The sequence below is a fragment of the Actinacidiphila glaucinigra genome, assembly GCF_900188405.1.
Classification (GTDB): domain Bacteria; phylum Actinomycetota; class Actinomycetes; order Streptomycetales; family Streptomycetaceae; genus Actinacidiphila; species Actinacidiphila glaucinigra.
In genome coordinates, this window is the sequence record NZ_FZOF01000028.1 from 23,007 (window position 1) to 39,437 (window position 16,431).

General features: G+C 74.5%; 11 protein-coding genes. 8 read left to right on the forward strand and 3 right to left on the reverse strand.

Annotated elements, in window-relative coordinates:
- The first annotated feature begins 2 nt into the window (after nucleotides 1–2).
- The 6 genes from CHF15_RS35530 to CHF15_RS35555 all read left to right on the forward strand — a co-directional run bounded on the left by CHF15_RS35530 (nucleotide 3) and on the right by CHF15_RS35555 (nucleotide 10,479).
- The gene (locus CHF15_RS35530; RefSeq protein WP_089228046.1) at nucleotides 3–1,655 is read left to right on the forward strand and encodes a SagB family peptide dehydrogenase; all 1,653 of its coding nucleotides are present in this window, start codon (nucleotides 3–5) and stop codon (nucleotides 1,653–1,655) included.
- The gene (locus tag CHF15_RS35535; protein WP_245939211.1) at nucleotides 1,652–4,420 is read left to right on the forward strand and encodes a lantibiotic dehydratase; all 2,769 of its coding nucleotides are present in this window, start codon (nucleotides 1,652–1,654) and stop codon (nucleotides 4,418–4,420) included. Before CHF15_RS35530 ends, CHF15_RS35535 begins: the two co-directional genes overlap by 4 nt.
- The gene (locus tag CHF15_RS35540; protein ID WP_089228047.1) at nucleotides 4,417–5,511 is read left to right on the forward strand and encodes a lantibiotic dehydratase C-terminal domain-containing protein; all 1,095 of its coding nucleotides are present in this window, start codon (nucleotides 4,417–4,419) and stop codon (nucleotides 5,509–5,511) included. The genes CHF15_RS35535 and CHF15_RS35540 overlap by 4 nt, the downstream gene beginning before the upstream one ends.
- A 1,370-nt stretch (nucleotides 5,512–6,881) precedes the next feature.
- Complete coding sequence (locus CHF15_RS35545; RefSeq protein ID WP_089228131.1) at nucleotides 6,882–7,796, forward strand: ABC transporter ATP-binding protein; 915 nt, start codon at nucleotides 6,882–6,884, stop codon at nucleotides 7,794–7,796.
- A gap of 2 nt (nucleotides 7,797–7,798) precedes the next feature.
- A complete protein-coding gene (locus CHF15_RS35550; protein WP_089228048.1) occupies nucleotides 7,799–8,560 on the forward strand; it encodes an ABC transporter permease in 762 nt (253 codons plus the stop codon).
- A complete protein-coding gene (locus CHF15_RS35555; RefSeq protein ID WP_089228049.1) occupies nucleotides 8,557–10,479 on the forward strand; it encodes a TOMM precursor leader peptide-binding protein in 1,923 nt (640 codons plus the stop codon). Before CHF15_RS35550 ends, CHF15_RS35555 begins: the two co-directional genes overlap by 4 nt.
- Before the next feature lie 88 nt (nucleotides 10,480–10,567).
- Here the strand turns inward: CHF15_RS35555 and CHF15_RS35560 are convergent, their stop codons facing one another.
- A complete protein-coding gene (locus tag CHF15_RS35560; protein ID WP_089228050.1) occupies nucleotides 10,568–10,741 on the reverse strand; it encodes a thiazolylpeptide-type bacteriocin in 174 nt (57 codons plus the stop codon).
- Nucleotides 10,742–10,962: 221 nt separating this feature from the next.
- Between CHF15_RS35560 and CHF15_RS35565 the strand changes: the two genes are divergently transcribed.
- Nucleotides 10,963–12,270 carry an amidohydrolase gene (locus CHF15_RS35565; protein ID WP_089228051.1) on the forward strand — a complete coding sequence of 436 codons (1,308 nt, stop codon included), beginning with the start codon at nucleotides 10,963–10,965 and terminating at the stop codon, nucleotides 12,268–12,270.
- A gap of 227 nt (nucleotides 12,271–12,497) precedes the next feature.
- Entirely contained in the window at nucleotides 12,498–13,466 is a 969-nt protein-coding gene (locus CHF15_RS35570) for a Ppx/GppA phosphatase family protein (RefSeq protein ID WP_245939212.1), read from the forward strand.
- On the opposite strand, the gene CHF15_RS35575 is transcribed toward CHF15_RS35570, so the two are convergent.
- Together CHF15_RS35575 and CHF15_RS35580 are read right to left on the reverse strand one after the other, a co-directional pair.
- Complete coding sequence (locus tag CHF15_RS35575) at nucleotides 13,448–14,677, reverse strand: PP2C family protein-serine/threonine phosphatase (protein ID WP_089228053.1); 1,230 nt, start codon at nucleotides 14,675–14,677, stop codon at nucleotides 13,448–13,450. The two genes, CHF15_RS35570 and CHF15_RS35575, sit on opposite strands and share 19 nt — an antisense overlap.
- The gene (locus CHF15_RS35580) at nucleotides 14,674–16,344 is read right to left on the reverse strand and encodes a sensor histidine kinase (RefSeq protein ID WP_089228132.1); all 1,671 of its coding nucleotides are present in this window, start codon (nucleotides 16,342–16,344) and stop codon (nucleotides 14,674–14,676) included. Before CHF15_RS35580 ends, CHF15_RS35575 begins: the two co-directional genes overlap by 4 nt.
- Nucleotides 16,345–16,431 lie beyond the last annotated feature (87 nt).

Genomic DNA, 16,431 nt, shown 5'->3' on the forward strand with positions numbered 1-16,431 from the left:
ACATGGGTCACACCCATGAGTACGCGACCGCGGTGATGCGGCGCGGCAGGGTCGCGATGGAGCCCGCCGACTTCGTACCCGACTGGGTGGACCGGCCCAGGAAGGAGAAGTACTACCCGGGCGCCGAGCGCTTCCCGCTGCCCGACGGCGACTTCCCCGACGACGCCGGCGTGGGCCGGGGCCTCGCCGGGCCGCAGGGCGACGCCCCGTTCAGCCTGCCCCTGCTGGGCGGCATGCTGCGCGACTCGTACGGGCTGGTCGGCCGCCGCCTGGCCGTCCAGGCCAACACAGACCTCGGCACACTGCCGATGTACACCCAGGCCAACTGGTCGCGCGGCACGGCTTCCGGCGGAGGTCTCTACCCGGTGGGCGTGCACTGGGTCAGCGGTGCCTCCGGCCCGATGGCACCCGGGGTGTACCACTACGCGCCCTCGCACCACGCCGTACGGCGGCTGCTGACGGGTGACGTGTCCGGCGAGGTCCGCGCCGCGGTCGGCGACGCCCGGCTGCACCGGGACACCGACCAGTTCCTCGTGCTCGGCGTGAAGTTCTGGCAGAACGCCTTCAAGTACAACAGCTTCAGCTACCACGTGGTGACCATGGACACCGGGGCGCTGCTGCAGACCTGGCGGATGTGGGCGCAGGCCCGCGGGCTGCGGATCGACCCGGTGCTGTGGTTCGACGAGCCGCGCCTGAGCCGGCTGCTGGGGGCGGAGGCGGACGAGGAGGGCGTGTTCGCCGTCGTGCCGCTGCGCTGGGACGGTACGGCCGGGCCCGCCGCCGACGGGACGGCCACCTCCGGGGTCCGGCGCACCGAGCGGGAGCGGTCGCGCCGCGTGCTGGCCTTCGAGACCGTACGGCAGGTGCACCGCGCCACGCTCGACGGCGCGTCGGCCCGTCCGGCGCCGGAGGCGCTGGAGGGTGCGGCCGCCCCCGCCGTGGCTCCCGGCGGGCGGCGGCAGCCGCTGCCGCCCGCCGCGCCCATGGAGCTGAGCGTGCGCCGGGCGCTGCGTGAACGGCGCAGCAGCTTCGGCCGGTTCACCGGGATCCGCCCGCTGTCGGGCGGGCACCTGGCCGCCGCGCTGAAGGCGGCCGAGGCGGGCGCGTCGCTGGCCACCGACGTCACCCCGGCCGGGAGCCCGCGCCTGGCGTCGCTGTACGTCTTCGTCAACCACGTCGAGGGTGTCGCGCAGGGCGTGTACGCGTACGACGCGCGGGCGGCGGAACTGCGGCTGCTGAAGCAGGGCCCGCCGGGCGCCTTCCTGCAGGCCCACTACTTCCTCAACAACTACAACCTGGAGCAGGCCGCCGCGGTGATCGTGCCGGCGGTCCGCACCCACGCCGTGCTCGACGCCGCCGGGGACCGGGGCTACCGGCTCGTCAGCGCGGCGATCGGCGCCGCCGCGCAGGCGGTCTACACGGCCACCGCGGCCTCGGGAACCGCCTGCGGCGTGGCGCTCGGCTTCGACAGCGTCGCCTTCGCCGAGGAGCTCGGGCTCACCGGCACCGGGGAACTCCCGCTGCTGCTGATGCTCGTCGGGAACGAGCGACCGCGGCCCGCCGACTTCCGCTACGAACTCGTGCCGTCCGCGGACGGCCGTGACGCGCGCGGCGACGGGGCGGCCCGGGCCGTCCGGGAGGGCGGGGTCCGATGAGCACCTCACTCGAACGGCGCACCGCCCCGACGGCGGCGGCCCTGTCCCCGCGCTTCATGCTGAGGCTGGCCGGTCTGCCGGTCGGGGCCGCGCAGCGGCTGCGCAGCGCGGACGCCCGCCGGTGGGCGGACCGCGTCCTGGACGAGGAGCACCGGCTCGCCGAGGCCGGCGCCGGGCTGAGCGACCCGCTGGCCGCGCTCGTGGCGGACAACGACGACGACGCGATGCGCCGCGAGGTGCTGCGGCTGCGCCGGGCCGTGTTCAACAACCGGCTCCCGCAGGACGTGCCGGGCGCTCTCGCGCTCGCCGCACGGCTGGACGGCCCGACCGGCGGGGAGCTGCTGGCCTGGCTCCGCGACCGGGAGGCGTGGGAGGGGGAGCGTGCCCGCGGCCGGACGGTGCTGGAGGGCGCGTTCGGCGAGGGGCGCGCGGCGCTGCGCGAACTCGCCGCCGGGGAGCAGTTGCGGACGGGTCTGCTGCTGGCCTCGCCGACCCTGGACGGACAGCTCGACGCCTACGTCCGGGGCGACGCGGCCGCGTCCGGCAAGCGGGGCCGGAAGATCGAGCGGTCGCTGCTCGCGTACCTGTACCGCACCGCCTGCAAGACCAGTCCGTTCAGCACCTTCACCGGTGTCGCGGTCGGGGAGTTCCGGGCGGACGGCGAACCCGGCGGAAGCGTCCGCGTCGCCGAGCGGTGGACCGGCCACGCCCGGCTGAACGTGGTGGTGCTGCGGCGGCTCGCCGACGCCGTCGCCGCCGACCCCGGACGCCGCGGCGACCTGCTGGTCTCCCTGGCCTCGGGCTGGGAACTGGACGACGAGCGGGTGCGCTTCGTACGGCGCTCGGTGACCGCGGGCGACGACTCCGCCGCCGTCAGCTTCGACGCGGCACGCGACCGGCTGTTCTTCCTGCGCCGCAGCGGCGCGCTGGAGGGGCTGCTCGGCCTGCTGCGCGAGCGGCCGCGGCTGCGCCACCGGGACCTGGCCGCCTGGCTGCGCCGTGAACGCGGCGCGACCGCCGAGGAGGCCGAGCGCTATCTGTCGGCGCTGCTGCAGCTGGGCATGGTGCAGCTCAACTCCCTCCATCCGGACGTGCACAGCCGCGACCCGCTGCGGGACTTCCAGGAAGCGCTGCGCGAGGTCGGCCGGCCGTGGGCCACCGCGCTCGCCGAGCGGCTGGAGGGGACCGCGGCCGGTGTCGCCGCTTACGCGGGCGCGCCGTTGGACCGGCGGCGTGAGCTGCTGAGCGGGCTGCGCCGTGAACTGCCCGCCGCCGTGGAGTCGCTGGGCGTCTCCGGGACCACGCTGCCGCAGACCCTGCTGTACGAGGACGCGCGGGCGGCCGACGGTCCGGTCACCGCCGACCTGCGCCGGTGGACGGAGCTGGCCGAGGGACCGCTGCGCTCGCTCGCCCGTGTACTGCCGGCCTTCGACGTCTCCCTGGCGCAGCGGCTGACCTTCAAGGGCTTCTTCCTCGCCCGGTACGGCCGGGGCGGCCGCTGCGACGACCTGCTGAGGCTCGTCCACGACTTCCACGAGGACCTGTTCGAGCAGTATCTGCTCTTCACGTCCCAGCGCCCCCCGCACGAGCGCCGGGAGGGCCACCAGCCGGAGGAGAACTGGCTGGGCCTGCCCCAGATCACCGCGCTGGACCGGGCCCGCGCCGCCTTCGTCGCGGGCATGCGGGAGGCGTGGCGGAGGCGGGAGGCGGACCGGGAGGCCGAGGAGCTGTGGATCGACGACGAACTCGTGGACGCGGTCGCCGGTGAACTCGCCCCGTTGCCCCAGGGGTTCGCTCCGCAGAGCCACTTCGTGCAGCTCGCCGACCGGGCCGAGGACCCCCTGGTCGTCCTCAACGGTTCCTACGGCGGACTGTGCTTCCCGTTCACCCGTTTCACCCACTGCTTCGACACCGCCGCGGACTCCCCCGGCCTGTCGGAGCGCCTGCTCACCACGCTGCGCGCCGCGCAGCCGAAGGGCGCGGTGTTCGCCGAGATCACCGCGGGTTCGGCGACCACCAACCTCAACCTGCATGGCCGCCTGACGGACCACCAGATCCTGTGCCCCGGGGAGACCGGCTCCGCGCCGCCGGAGGCCCGTATCCACCTCGACGACCTCTTCGTGGAGCACGACGCGGACGAGGACCGGCTGGTCGTGCGCTCGCGCCGGCTCGGCAAGGAGGTGATCCCGCTCTACCTGGGCTACCTGGTGCCGATGGTGCTGCCCGAGATCCCCCGCACCCTGCTGCTGCTCTCCCCCACCTCCAAGACGGCCCTCGACGTGTGGACGGGCGTGCCCGAGGCGCCCGCCGTGGATGGCGTGACGACCCGGCCGCGGGTCCGGCACGGCTCCGTGGTGCTCGGCCGGCGGCGCTGGACCGCCGACGCGACGGCGCTGCCGCGGCGCGCCGCCGGGGAGGACGACGCCGACTGGTTCCTGCGCTGGCAGCGATGGCGGCGCCGGCACGGCGTCCCCGCCCGGGCCTTCGCGACGGTGCTGCCCGGCGCCGGGGCGCCCGCGGGCTGGGCGGGCGGCTCCAAGCCGCACTACGTCGACTTCGACGGCCCGTTGTCGCTGCAGGCGCTGGAGGGCCTGGTGAAGGACCCCGCGGGACGTGTCGTGCTGGAGGAGATGCTGCCGGCCGAGGACGAACTGCACGTCGCCTCGGACCGCGGCCGGCACGTCGCGGAGCTCGCGGTGGAGCTCTTCCCCACCGGCCCGGAACACCCCGTACCCGACGAGGAAGGACATGGTGAGCGGGCATGACCTCACCCGCCCTGACCGGCCCCGCAGCGCCCGGCGGCCCCGGCGCGCCCGGCGACTGGCAGTCCCTGCACGTCTTCTACGCGGCGAGCCCGCGGCCGCTGCTCCTGGACTGCGTCAGGCCGCTGGTGGACGAACTGACCCGGGACGGGCTGCTCTCGGGGTACTTCTTCATCAACTACTGGCTGCAGGGCCCGCACGTACGGCTGCGCCTGAAGCCCTCCTCCGCGGCGGCGAACGGCGAGGTGCGCGACCGCGCGCTGGCCGCGGTGCAGCGCTTCCTCACCACGCGCCCGGCGCTGTACGAGGTGAAGGCCGGTTTCCTCGCCGACCTCTACAACACGCTGTTCGAGCTGGAGTACCCGCAGGAGCAGCGCGAGAAGCTGCTCGGTCCGGACGGCCGGATGCTGCTGCGGGACAACAACTCGGTGAGCCTGGAGCCGTACGAGCCGGAGTACGGCAAGTACGGCGGCCCGGCGGGCGTCGCCCTGGCGGAGTGGCACTTCCAGCGCTCCAGCGACCTGGTCGTCGAGGCACTGCGCACCATGAACCTGCACGTCCGCACGGTGCTGCTGGGGACGGCCGCGCAGCTGATGATGGTGATGTCGGCGTCCTTCCTGGACGACGACGAGGAACTGGCGCACTTCCTGGAGCGCTACCACGCCTTCTGGGACGGCGCCTTCTCCGGGACCGACTTCACGGCCCGCAAGGGCTACGACCGCGCCTACGAGGACATGGGCGCGGAGCTCGGCCGCCGCTTCACCGCCGTCAGGGCGGCGATCGCGCGCGGAGCGGAGGAGGAACTGCCGGCGTTCCTGCGGGGCTGGGCGCTGCACTGCCGAGAGCTGGCGGGGCGGGTGCGTCGGCTGGCGGCCGACGGCGAGCTGGTGTTCCGGCGCTGGAGCGGGGGCGAGGAGTTCGGCATCGCCGACGAGCGGCACGCACTGGCGATGCTGATGTCCCCGTACATGCACATGACCAACAACCGGCTCTCGGTGACCATCCGGGACGAGGCCTTCCTCGCCTATGTGCTCGCCCGCACCCTGCGCGGGGACGCGGACGCGGCCGGGGCGGCGCCGGGAGGGACCGGATGAGAGCACCCGGCATGCCGGAGTCGCGGCCGAGGCGGCGGCCCGACCTGCTCGTCGGCCCCGCGGTGCTGCGCGGGGCCGCGGAGCTGCACCCGGTCAAGGACCCGGTAAACGGGCGCCGCTTCGAGCTGCGGGCCAAGGAGTTCTTCGTCCTGGACCACCTGGACGGAGAGCGGACGCTGGCCGAGGTCGGCGACGCGTACGCCGGACGCTTCGGCGCGCGTCTCGGCGAGGCCCAGTGGCGGCAGCTGCTCGGACTGCTGTACGGGCGCGGTCTGCTGGCCGGCGCGGAGGGCGCCGCGCAGGCGGGGTCGCCCGGCGCGTCCGGACCGCGACCGAAGGGCGCCCTGTCCGGCCGTTCCACGGTGCTGAGCGGGCACGTGCGCATGGTGTCCGACGCCGGTGCGCTCATCGAGCACCTGCACCGGCGCACCGCCTTCGCCCGCACACCGTTCTTCCTGGGCACGGTGCTGCTGCTGGTGTGCGCGATGATGATCCATTTGGCCGCCGAGTTCGGCACACTGGTCGACGACATGAACCAACTCGCCCACCAACCAGTGCTGTTGATGGCCGCGGGCGTCGGACTCTGGGTCAGCATGGCCCTGCACGAGCTGGCGCACGGCCTGGTGGGCCGCGCCTTCGGCGGCACCGTCACGGAGATCGGGCTGCGCTGGCGGCTGCCGGTGACGTACATGTACTGCCTGGTGCAGGACGTGCCGTTCTTCGCCCGGCGCCGCCACCAGATGGCGACCGCCGCGGCCGGTCCGGCCATGAACCTCGCCCTCCTCCTGCCGCTCTGGCCGCTGTGGGCATGGGCACCGGCCGGGGCGCCGCACTCGGCGCTGGGCGGTGCGCTGCTGGTGGGCCTGGTCTTCGCGCTCGCCAACCTCGCGCCGCTGCCACCGCTGGACGGCTACAAGCTGCTCGGGTACGGCCTGGGCGTGGAGCGGCTCGCCGCCGGCAGCCGCGGCTACCTGGCCGCGGCCGTCGCGGGCCGTTTCGGCCGCGGCCCGGGCACCGGCGGCTACCCGCCGCGGGCGCGTGCCGTCTACCGCGCGTACGGCCTGGCGGCCGGCGCCCTGACGACGGGGGCCGCCGCGCTGCTCCTGCTCTGGGCCACCAGGACGCTGGCCGAGCGCTACGGCACCGCGGGCGGCTGGGCCCCGGTGCTCCTCCTCCTGGCCGCCGTGGTGCTGTGGCGGCTGGGCCTGGCCGCGCGCGCCAGGCGACTCCAGCACACACCGCCGGACGGGGACGAGGGCACGCGGGACTCCGCGCACCCACCCCGTACCGCGCCCGCCGTGACCGCGCGCCCGCCGCGCGGGACGGCCGGCGACGACCATCACCCAGCAAGGGAACCAAGGGAACAAGTGATGACGCCAGTGGAACAGGCCGCCGAGGCCGTGGTGATCGACGACGTGCGCAAGAGCTACGGCGACCTGAAGGCCGTGGACGGGGTGTCGCTCACCGTGCGCCGCGGCGAGTTCTTCGGCATCCTCGGGCCGAACGGCGCCGGGAAGACCACGCTCATCGAGATGGTCGAGGGGCTGCGGCGTGCCGACGGCGGGAGCGTGTCCGTGCTCGGTTCGTCCCCGTGGCCGCGCAACACCGAACTGCTGCGGCGGCTAGGCGTCCAGACCCAGGCCTCGGCGTTCTTCACCCGGCTCTCCGCGCTGGAGCACCTGCGGACCGTCGCCACGCTGTACGGCCTCGGCCCGGAGGCCGCCGACCGCGCGCTGCGGGAGGTGGGGCTGGGCGAGCAGGGCGGCACACGCGTCGACGACCTGTCCGGCGGACAGCGCCAGCGTCTGGCGATCGCCACCGCGCTCGTCCACGAGCCCGAGCTGATCATGCTGGACGAGCCCACGGCCGCCCTCGACCCGGAGGCCAGGCGCTCGCTGTGGAGCCTGCTGCGGGGCCTGAAGAGCCAGGGGCGCACCATCGTCCACACCACGCACCACCTCGACGAGGCCGAGGCCCTCTGCGACCGGGTGGCGATCATGTCCCACGGCAGGGTGATCGCCCTGGACACGCCCGCCAACCTGGTGCGTTCCCTCAAGGCGCCGACCCGCGTGCTGGTGCCCGCCGACCGCATCACCGTCGAACGCGCCCTGGCCATCGACGGCGTGGACCGCGCGGAGGTGGACAACGGCGAGGTCGTCATGGAGACCCGGGTGGCCGGCCAGGTGATCGTCGCCGTGAACGAGATCGCCGGGCCCGACGCGGTGCAGACCCGCACCGCGACCCTGGAGGACGCCTACCTCGCCCTGACCGGATCGGAGCACTGACCGTGAGCGCGTACACCGCACTGACCCGGGCCAACTACCGTGCCGCGGTCCGGGACAAGACCACCGTCTTCTTCACCTTCGCCTTCCCCCTGCTCTTCCTGATCGTCTTCGGCCTGATCTTCCAGGGCCAGACCGTCAAGGACGACGGCCCCCCGTACATCAACTACATCGCCCCCGGCGTGCTGTCGTGGGGTGTCGGCAACGCGGCCATGTTCGGTGTGGCCTTCACCCTGATGCACTGGCGCCGCGACGACATCCTGCGGCTCATCTGGCGCACACCCGCCTCGCTGACGTCCGTGCTGGCCTCCCGCTACGCCATCGCCGTGGGCGTGGGGCTGGCGCAGGCGGCGCTGTTCATCGGCGTGGCGCTGCTGCCGGGCTTCGGGCTGCGGCTGGCCTCCGGCTGGCCGCTGGTGCTCCCGGTGCTGGTGCTCGGCATCACCACGTTCATGGCGCTGGGCCTGGTGGTGGGCAGCCTCGCGGACACGCCCGAGGCGGTCGCCGCCATCGCCAACTGCATCATGGTGCCGATGGCGTTCCTGTCCGGGTCGTTCTTCCCGGCCGACCTGATGCCGCCCTGGGTGCGCGACCTGTCCCTGGCGCTGCCGCTGCGCTACTTCAACGACGGCGTCCTCGGCACGCTCTCCGAGACCCACCACGGCAGCGCGGCCGACTACGCCCTGTCCTGCGCCGGACTCATCGGCTTCGCGGCGCTGTTCGCGCTGGTCGCAGCCAAGACCTTCCGTTGGAGCAACCGCGGATGACCGCCGACCTCGCCCCCACGACGGCGCCGCCCGCGGCGCTGATGGACACCGCGGCCCGCGCGTTGGGCGTGGCCCTCGCCGAACGCCACCCCGCGGCGCCGCCGCTCGTGGTGCCGCTCGGCACCGCCGACACCCTCGTCCCCGGGCGCGATCCGCACCGCGCCGAGCGCCCGGCCGCCACGATCCACCTCACCTGGGACGCCGTGCTGATCGGCCCCTGGCGCGGCACCGACCCCGCGGAGCGGGCGTGCGGCCAGTGCCTGGCCATGCGCTGGCAACGGCTGCGCACCCGCTCGGAGCGCGAGGCGTGGGAGACCGGCACGGCGACACGGGCGGCGGGCGAGTGGCCCGCCCTTCCCGGCTACGTCGTCGACGCCGTCTCGTCCCTGTACGAGCGCGCCCTGACCGCCGGCCCCTCCGGGCCGCTGCCCCGCGTCACCCGGCTGGACCTCGCGACCCTCCAGGTCACCTCGGTGCCCCTGCTGGGCGAGCCGCTGTGCCCGCACTGCGTCCCCGAGGACGGGACCCCGGCGGTGCCTCCGAGGACGGCCCCGATGCCCCGGCCCAAGCCGTCCCCGGAGGCGTACCGGCTGCGTTCCCCACGCTCGTACGCGCTGCCCGCCGACGCGCTGGCCAACCCTGTGTGCGGGGTCCTCGGCGCCACCACCTGGACGGACGTGAAGTCGCCGACGACCGCGCCGGTCGCCGGGAGCGTCTTCATGCGCGGCTACGCGGGCCTGACCGACGTCACGTGGAGCGGCCAGGCCAACTCCTTCCGGGCCAGCCGCGACCTGGCCTTCCTGGAGGGCCTCGAGCGCTACGCCGGCACCCACCGGCGACGCCGCGGGCCGCTCCTGACGGAGTCCTACGACGTGCTCGGCGACCGTGCGCTCGACCCGCGCGAGTGCGGCCTGTACGCGCCGCAGACGTACCGCGACGACCCGATGCTGAGCCCGTTCGCGCCCGACCGCCCCATCCCGTGGGTGCCGGGCTGGTCTCTGCGCGACGAACGGCCGGTCCTCGTCCCGGCCCGGCTCGTCCACTACAGCGCGGGCCTCGCGGCGGACGACTTCGTCTTCGAGTGCTCCAACGGCTGCGCCATCGGCAGCTGCTGGGAGGAGGCGGTCCTGTTCGGGCTGCTGGAGCTGATCGAGCGCGACTCCTTCCTGCTCGGCTGGTACGGCAACGCAGCGCTCACGGAGATCGACCTCGGCTCCTGCACCCGCGGGACCATCCACGCCATGGTCGACCGGGCCGCCCTGCAGGGCTACGACGTGCACGTCTTCGACAACCGGGTGGACCTGCCGGTACCGGTCGCCACCGGGCTCGCGGTGCGCCGCGACGGCGGCCCCGGCACCCTGGCCTTCGCCGCGGGGGCCGCCTTCGATCCGGAGACCGCCGTGGAGTCGGCGGTCTCCGAGATCCTCACCTACATCCCCCACCTGCCGGGGCAGGTGCGCGAACGACCCGAGGAACTGGAGGCCATGGCACGGGACTTCGGGCTCGTGCGGCGGCTTCCCGACCACGCCGCGCTCTTCGGGCTGCCCGAGATGGCGGAGCACGCCGCCTCGTACCTGCGGCCGGCCGCCGTACGTCCGCCCGGCGAGCTGTACGCGGACTGGGAACGGCGGCTGCCGCGCACCGGGGACCTCCTCGACGACGTCCGGCTCTGCCGGGACGTCCTCACCGGGGCGGGCTTCGACGTGATCGCCGTCGACCAGACGACGCCCGAGCAGGAGCGCTTGGGTCTGCGCACGGTGTGCACCCTGGTCCCCGGCCTGCTGCCGATCGACTTCGGCTGGACGCGTCAGCGCGCCCTGCACATGCTCCGCCTGCGCACGGCGTTCCGCCGGGCCGGGCTGCGGGGCACGGATCTCGGGGAGGACGAACTGCGGCGCGTGCCGCACCCGTTCCCCTGAGCCTGCCCCGCCCGCAGGGAGCACGGCAAAGCCCTCCGCGCGGCGGTACGAACCGCGGCGCGGAGGGCGATGACCCGGATCCGGAGGATCAGGCGGTGCAGCTGGTGGTGCTGGTGGTGCTGGAGCAGGTGCTGGTGCTCGAGCAGCTGGTGGACGAGCCCAGCATGACCTCGCTCGCGTCCGAGTAGTCGGTGATCTCGAAGGTCTCGGACTCCAGCTCGAGGATCTCCTGGGCGAGCGACTCCAGCGAGTTCTGCGGCATCGTGTCTCCTCCTGAGGGAACGGGCCGGTCGGCCCATGGGTGAACGCGACGACAAGGGCGCGGCTCCGGGCGGCGGTTGAGGACAACCGCACACCCGTGCGCCGTACCCGGGTTCCTTTCTAAGGGGTGCCGCTGGCAGATCCGTGCGCGTCCCGCTGTCACCCCGCTGTCAGCCGTCCGGCGGCCCTTCCGCCCCGACACCCCATCGACGGGAGCCAGTTGTGAGCCCTTCCCCGAACGGCGCGTACGGCCCGGTCCTCGACGGCCTGCCCCGCGTCCTGCGGCCCACCGTGGCCGACTACCTCGAGCTGCACCGGCATCCGGAGCTGTCCGGTGCCGAGGAGCGCACCGCGGCGCGGCACGCGGAGCGCCTGCGGGACGCGGGTCTCGAGGTCACCACCGGTGTCGGCGGGCACGGCGTGGTCGGCGTGCTCCGCAACGGCCCCGGCCCGGTGGTGCTGCTGCGCGCCGAACTGGACGCGCTGCCGGTCCGGGAGGCCACCGGCCTGCCGTACGCCAGCGAGGCCGTCGCCCCCGACGCCGAGGGCCGCCCGGTACCCGTCATGCACGCGTGCGGGCACGATCTGCACCTGGCGTGCCTCGGCGGTACGGCGGCGCTGCTCGCGGGCGCCACCGGACACTGGTCGGGCACCCTGGTGACGGTGGGCCAGCCGGCGGAGGAGACCCTCGGCGGGGCCCGCGCCATGCTGGAGGACGGCCTGTACACCCGCTTCCCGGTCCCCGACGTCGTCCTGGCCCAGCACACCGCGCCGCTGCCGGCCGGGATGGTCGCGCACGCGCACGGGCCGGTGCTGGCGGGCAGCCGGCTGCTCGAGGTCGTCGTGCACGGCTCGGGCGGCCACGCGGCCAGCCCCCACCTGGCGGTGGACCCGGTGGTGGCCGCGGCCGCGATCGTGCTGCGGCTGCAGACCGTGGTGTCGCGGGAGACGAGTCCGGCCGAGCAGGTGGTGCTGACGGTCGGTTCGCTGCACGCGGGCACCCGGGGCAACGTCGTGCCCGCGTCCGCGACGCTGGAGGTCTCGGTACGCGCGTTCGGCGACGAGGCGCTGGAGCGGGTGACGGCGGCCGTGCACCGCATCGTGACCGCGGAGTGCGCGGCCTCCGGCTGCCCGCGCGATCCCTCCGTCCGGGTCCTCGCGCGGTCGCAGCCCACGCTCGCGGACCCCGGCACGGTCGCGGCCGTGCGCCGGGCGCACGAGGAGACCCTGGGCGCCGGGCGCGTCGCCGTCTGGCCCGCGTCCACGGCCACCGAGGACTTCCCGCTCTACGGCCCGGCGGGGGCGGCGCTGCACGGCGTGGGTGAGGTACGCACCGCCTACTGGATGCTGGGGTGCGTCGGCCCGGAGCAGTGGGCGCGGACCCCGGGTGCGGGCGCCGCGGCCAAGATGGCCGCCCTGCCGCCGAACCACTCCCCCGCGTTCCGTCCCGACCCCCGGCTGTCCGTCCCCGCGGGCGTCACCGCTCTGACGGCGGCCGCCCTGACGCAACTGGCGGGACCGGCCCGGTGACGTCCCAAAGGGCCGCCGTCCGGGCGGAATTCGCCCCTCCGTCGACTCCGACGGCACGTCGGGAGCCGTGAGCGCCTGTGTGCTCTCCGCAACTATCTCGTCAAAAGATCTTGACTTGGCGCCGTTACGGACCGTGAATAGGACGGCGCGCTGCCCGTTCCCGGGGCGAACAGCGTCGATCCGGGGAATGAGGACAGTGCGGTGCCGATACGGGGTGGAGGTACGGATTGAAGACCCAACGGAAGGTCCGCAGAACGGGAGTGCTCGACGTCGGGTGCCACAGCGCCCTGCTCACGATCGTGGAGCGACGGGACGACTCACCGCTGGAACCGGTCCTGGCGCGGAAGGTGCGGCTGCGGCTGCACGAGACGCTCGACGCGACGGGGCGGCTCGACCGCTCGGGTGTGCGCAGCGTCCAGCACGCGGTGGCCCGGACCCTGGCGGCGGACGGGGGGCGTTCGCTGCCCTCGGTGTACGCCTTCGCCACCTCCGTCATCCGGGACGCGCCGAACCGCGACGAGGTGATCGCGCAGGTCGCCCGGACGACCGGCACCCGGCTGCGGGTGCTGTCGGGCGAGGAGGAGGCCCGGCTGGCCTATGTGGCCGCCCGCCGGTGGGCGGGGGATGACGGACTGCCGCTGCTGGTGCTGGACATCGGGGGCGGCACGGTCGAGATCGCCGACGGCACCGGGGAGCAGCCGCGCGCGGTGCACTCGCTCACCCTTGGGGCCCGTGCCGTCAACCGCCGTTGGGACCTGGTGGACGCCGTCACCTCCAAGCGGCGGCTGCACGAGGTCCGCGACCGGCTGCGCGCGTCCGTCGCCGAGCTGGGCGACGCCCTGCCCCGGGCGCCGCGCGACGGCCGGGTGCTGGCCTCCTCGAAGACGTTCACCCAGCTGGCGCGGCTCGCGGCTGCCCGCGGTACGTCCGACGAGGGCCTGGACCGCCTGTCGCTGCAGCAGGTGCGGGAGATCGTGCCCGTTCTCGCCGCGAACGGCCCGGCGGGGCGCGCCAAGCTCCCGGGCATCTCACGGCACCGCGCGGGTCAGTCCCTGGCGGGGGCACTGGTGGCCGAGACCCTGATGGAGATGTGCGGGGTGGAGAGCGTGGAGATCTGCCCCTGGTCCACGCGCGAGGGGCTCCTCCTGGAGCGCCTGGAGTCAGCGGCCCCGGCCGCTCACCGCCGCGTCGTCTGAACCGCCGGCGGGCACGGCCGCACCGGGCGCGCCGTCGCGTCCCAGTCCAGGCGCAGCACCGCCAGATCGTCCGTGTGGCGTTCCTCGTTGAGCCGGCGGACCTGCCCGATCAGCGCGTCGAGGTGGGCGTCGGGCCCCGTCACGGAGGTCCTGGCCAGCAGGCGCAGCAGGCCCTCCGAGCCGAGCCGCTCACGGCCGGGGCCCGCGTGGCCTTCGATGAGGCCGTCGGTGTAGAGGGTCAGGGTGCCGCGCTCCGGCAGGTCCAGGACCGTGGCGGGCCACTGGTCGAGGCCCGGTGCGATGCCCAGGGCGACGCCATGGGCCGCCTCGGCCGGCCGCGTGACGCCGCCGGCGGTCAGCAGGGGCTCGTGGTGCCCTGCCAGGTGCACCGTCGCCCGCCGTGCGGCGAAGTCCAGGGTGAGCAGGGTGCACGTGGTGAACAGGTCGGGGTGCGAACGTTCCGCGACGAGCATCCGCTCCAGCAGGCGCAGGAGTTCCGGGCCCCGGTGACCGCCCAGGGTCAGCGCCCGCCAGGCGATGCGCAGGCAGACGCCGAGTGCCGCGGCGTCCGGTCCGTGACCGCTGACGTCGCCGATCACGGCGTGGACGCGCCCGTCGTCGGTCTGCACCACGTCGAGGAAGTCGCCGCCCAGCAGGGCGCTCTCCCGCCCGGGGAGGTAGCGGCTGGTGGCGGTGACGGCGGAAGTGGTCAGCAGCGGCTGCGGCAGGAGGCCGCGTTCGAGGCGTGCGTTCTCCTGCGCCCGCAGCCTGCCGGCCTGCAGGTCGGCGCCGGCCCGTTCGACCTGCTTGCGCTGGACGGCGTAGCGGACGGCGCGCTGCAGGAGTTCCGGCTCGACCTTGCCCTTGACGAGGTAGTCCTGCGCGCCGGTGGCGAGGGCCTCGGAACCTGCCTGCCCCTCCGCCAGACCGGTCAGCACGATGACGGCGGTGTTCGCGTCGGCGCGCTGGATCTCGGCGACGGCGCCGAGGCCCGCCGCGTCGGGCAGGTGCAGGTCGAGCAGGACGCAGTCGGCGGACCGCTGCGAGAGCTCGAAGCAGGCGTCCGCCAGGGTCTTGTGCCAGACGAGCGTGTAGCGCAGTGAGGTGTCGGCGAGCAGTTCGGTCACCAGCAGGGCGTCGCCGGCATCGTCCTCGACCAGCAGGATCCGGTGGTGCGCCACGGGGGCGAGCGGTGCGGGGGGTGTCGTCACGGTCGCGGCTCCCGCGTGGCCCCGTCGGCGTCCGCCGCGGCGGGCCCGGTCTCGGTCTCGGACTCGGCACCGGTCTCGGACTCGGCCTCGGCCTGCTGTGCTGGGAGGGTGAAGGCGATGCGGGTACCGGGGCCGTACTCCGGGTCGATGGCGATGGCGCCGCCGTGGAACTCGACGATCTTCTTGCACATGGCGAGCCCGATGCCGTTGCCCGGGTAGGCGTCCCTGGTGTGCAGCCGCTGGAAGATCACGAAGACCTTCTCGGCGAACTCGGGGTCGATGCCGATGCCGCTGTCCGTGACGGAGAACCGCCACAGGTCGCCGTCGCGCCGGGCCCCCACGTGGATGCGCGGCTCCCGCTCGGGGTGGCGGAACTTCACCGCGTTGGAGATCAGGTTCTGCCAGAGCATGCCCAGCTGTGTGGTGTCGCCGACGACCGTGGGCAGCGGGTCGCGGGTGACGCGGGCGCCGGACTCCTCCAGGGCCACGCTCAGCGCCTCCTCCGTCGCGTCTGCGATCCGCTCGAGGTCCACGGTGCTCTGCTGGTTGTGGACCCGGCCCACCCGGGAGAAGGCCAGCAGGTCGTTGATGAGGGTCTGCATGCGGTTCGCGCCGTCGACGGCGAACGCGATGTACTGGTCGGCGCGCTCGTCCAGTTGGTCCCCGTAGCGGCGCTGCAGGAGCTGGGTGAAGCTCGACACCTTTCGCAGCGGCTCCTGCAGGTCGTGCGAGGCGACGTAGGCGAACTGCTCCAGTTCGGCGTTGGAGCGCTTCAGCTCGGCCGACTGCTCGTCGAGGAGTTCCCGCGCCCGCTCGGCGAAGGAGAGCTCCTCCGCGAGCCTGCGCCGCATGGCCTCCACGTCCCGGCCGAGCCGCCGCAGGTCGGCCGGGCCGGTCGCGGTGATGGGGCGGTCGAAGCGGCCCCGCGTCACCTGCCGGACCTCGGTGCCCAGCCGTTCCAGGGGCCCGTTGATGCCGCGCCGCAGCCCTTCGAAGACGAGCACGGCCAGCAGCACGATGACCACGGCGATGGCGGTGAACACGCTGTTGCGCAGCCGCACCGCGGCGTCGAGCTGGGTGCCGGCGGTGATGCGTGCCTGCCGCAGGTGCTCCTGCTGGCCGGTCAGGGCGTCGCGGACCCGGTCGAAGGCGGCCCTGCCCTCGTCGGCCCGTGCGATGGCGAGCGGCACCGGCTCCCCCGGCTTGGCGGCAGCGGCGGCGACCGGCCGGGCGATGAGCCCCTGCCAGGCGGCGGCCGCGTCCACGACTCCGTCGAGGTCGGCACGGGCCCGCGCGTCGCCCTGGACGAGGGGACGCAGCCGGTCGAGGGCGGTCCGCTCGTCCGTCAGCCCCTGGGTGTACGGATCGAGGAACTGCCGTTGCCCGCTGAGCCCGTATCCGCGGACGCCGGTCTCCTGGTTCACCAGCGCGGCCTCCAGCCGGATGGCGTTGACCAGGGCCGGGGAGCGCTGGTCCACCAACTGGTCGGTGAGCGAGGTACTGCGGTCCAGCGCCCATATCCCGAGCGCGCCCAGCGCGGCGAGCACCGCGAGGGCGACGCTCACCCCGACGCGGAGCCACCGGCGGGTCGTCCACGCCGACAGCCGGCCCGGGCCGGGGGCGTCGTCCGGGACGTACGCCGCCTCCGGGCCGCCGTCCGTCTGCACGATCGTCTCGCCCGTTGCCACGCCGAACGCCCTCCGCTTGCCTCGCCGCCGTCGGATGCCCGAGGGCGGAACCCACTGTAACGGCCG

Excerpts from the sequence above, each read along its gene's own strand:
- CHF15_RS35560 (WP_089228050.1), bottom strand. The coding sequence starts at position 10,741 with ATGCCGCAGAACTCGCTGGAGTCGCTCGCCCAGGAGATCCTCGAGCTG.
- CHF15_RS35555 (WP_089228049.1), top strand. The coding sequence starts at position 8,557 with ATGACCGCCGACCTCGCCCCCACGACGGCGCCGCCCGCGGCGCTGATG.
- CHF15_RS35545 (WP_089228131.1), top strand. The coding sequence starts at position 6,882 with ATGACGCCAGTGGAACAGGCCGCCGAGGCCGTGGTGATCGACGACGTG.
- CHF15_RS35540 (WP_089228047.1), top strand. The coding sequence starts at position 4,417 with ATGACCTCACCCGCCCTGACCGGCCCCGCAGCGCCCGGCGGCCCCGGC.
- CHF15_RS35530 (WP_089228046.1), top strand. The coding sequence starts at position 3 with ATGGGTCACACCCATGAGTACGCGACCGCGGTGATGCGGCGCGGCAGG.
- CHF15_RS35535 (WP_245939211.1), top strand. The coding sequence starts at position 1,652 with ATGAGCACCTCACTCGAACGGCGCACCGCCCCGACGGCGGCGGCCCTG.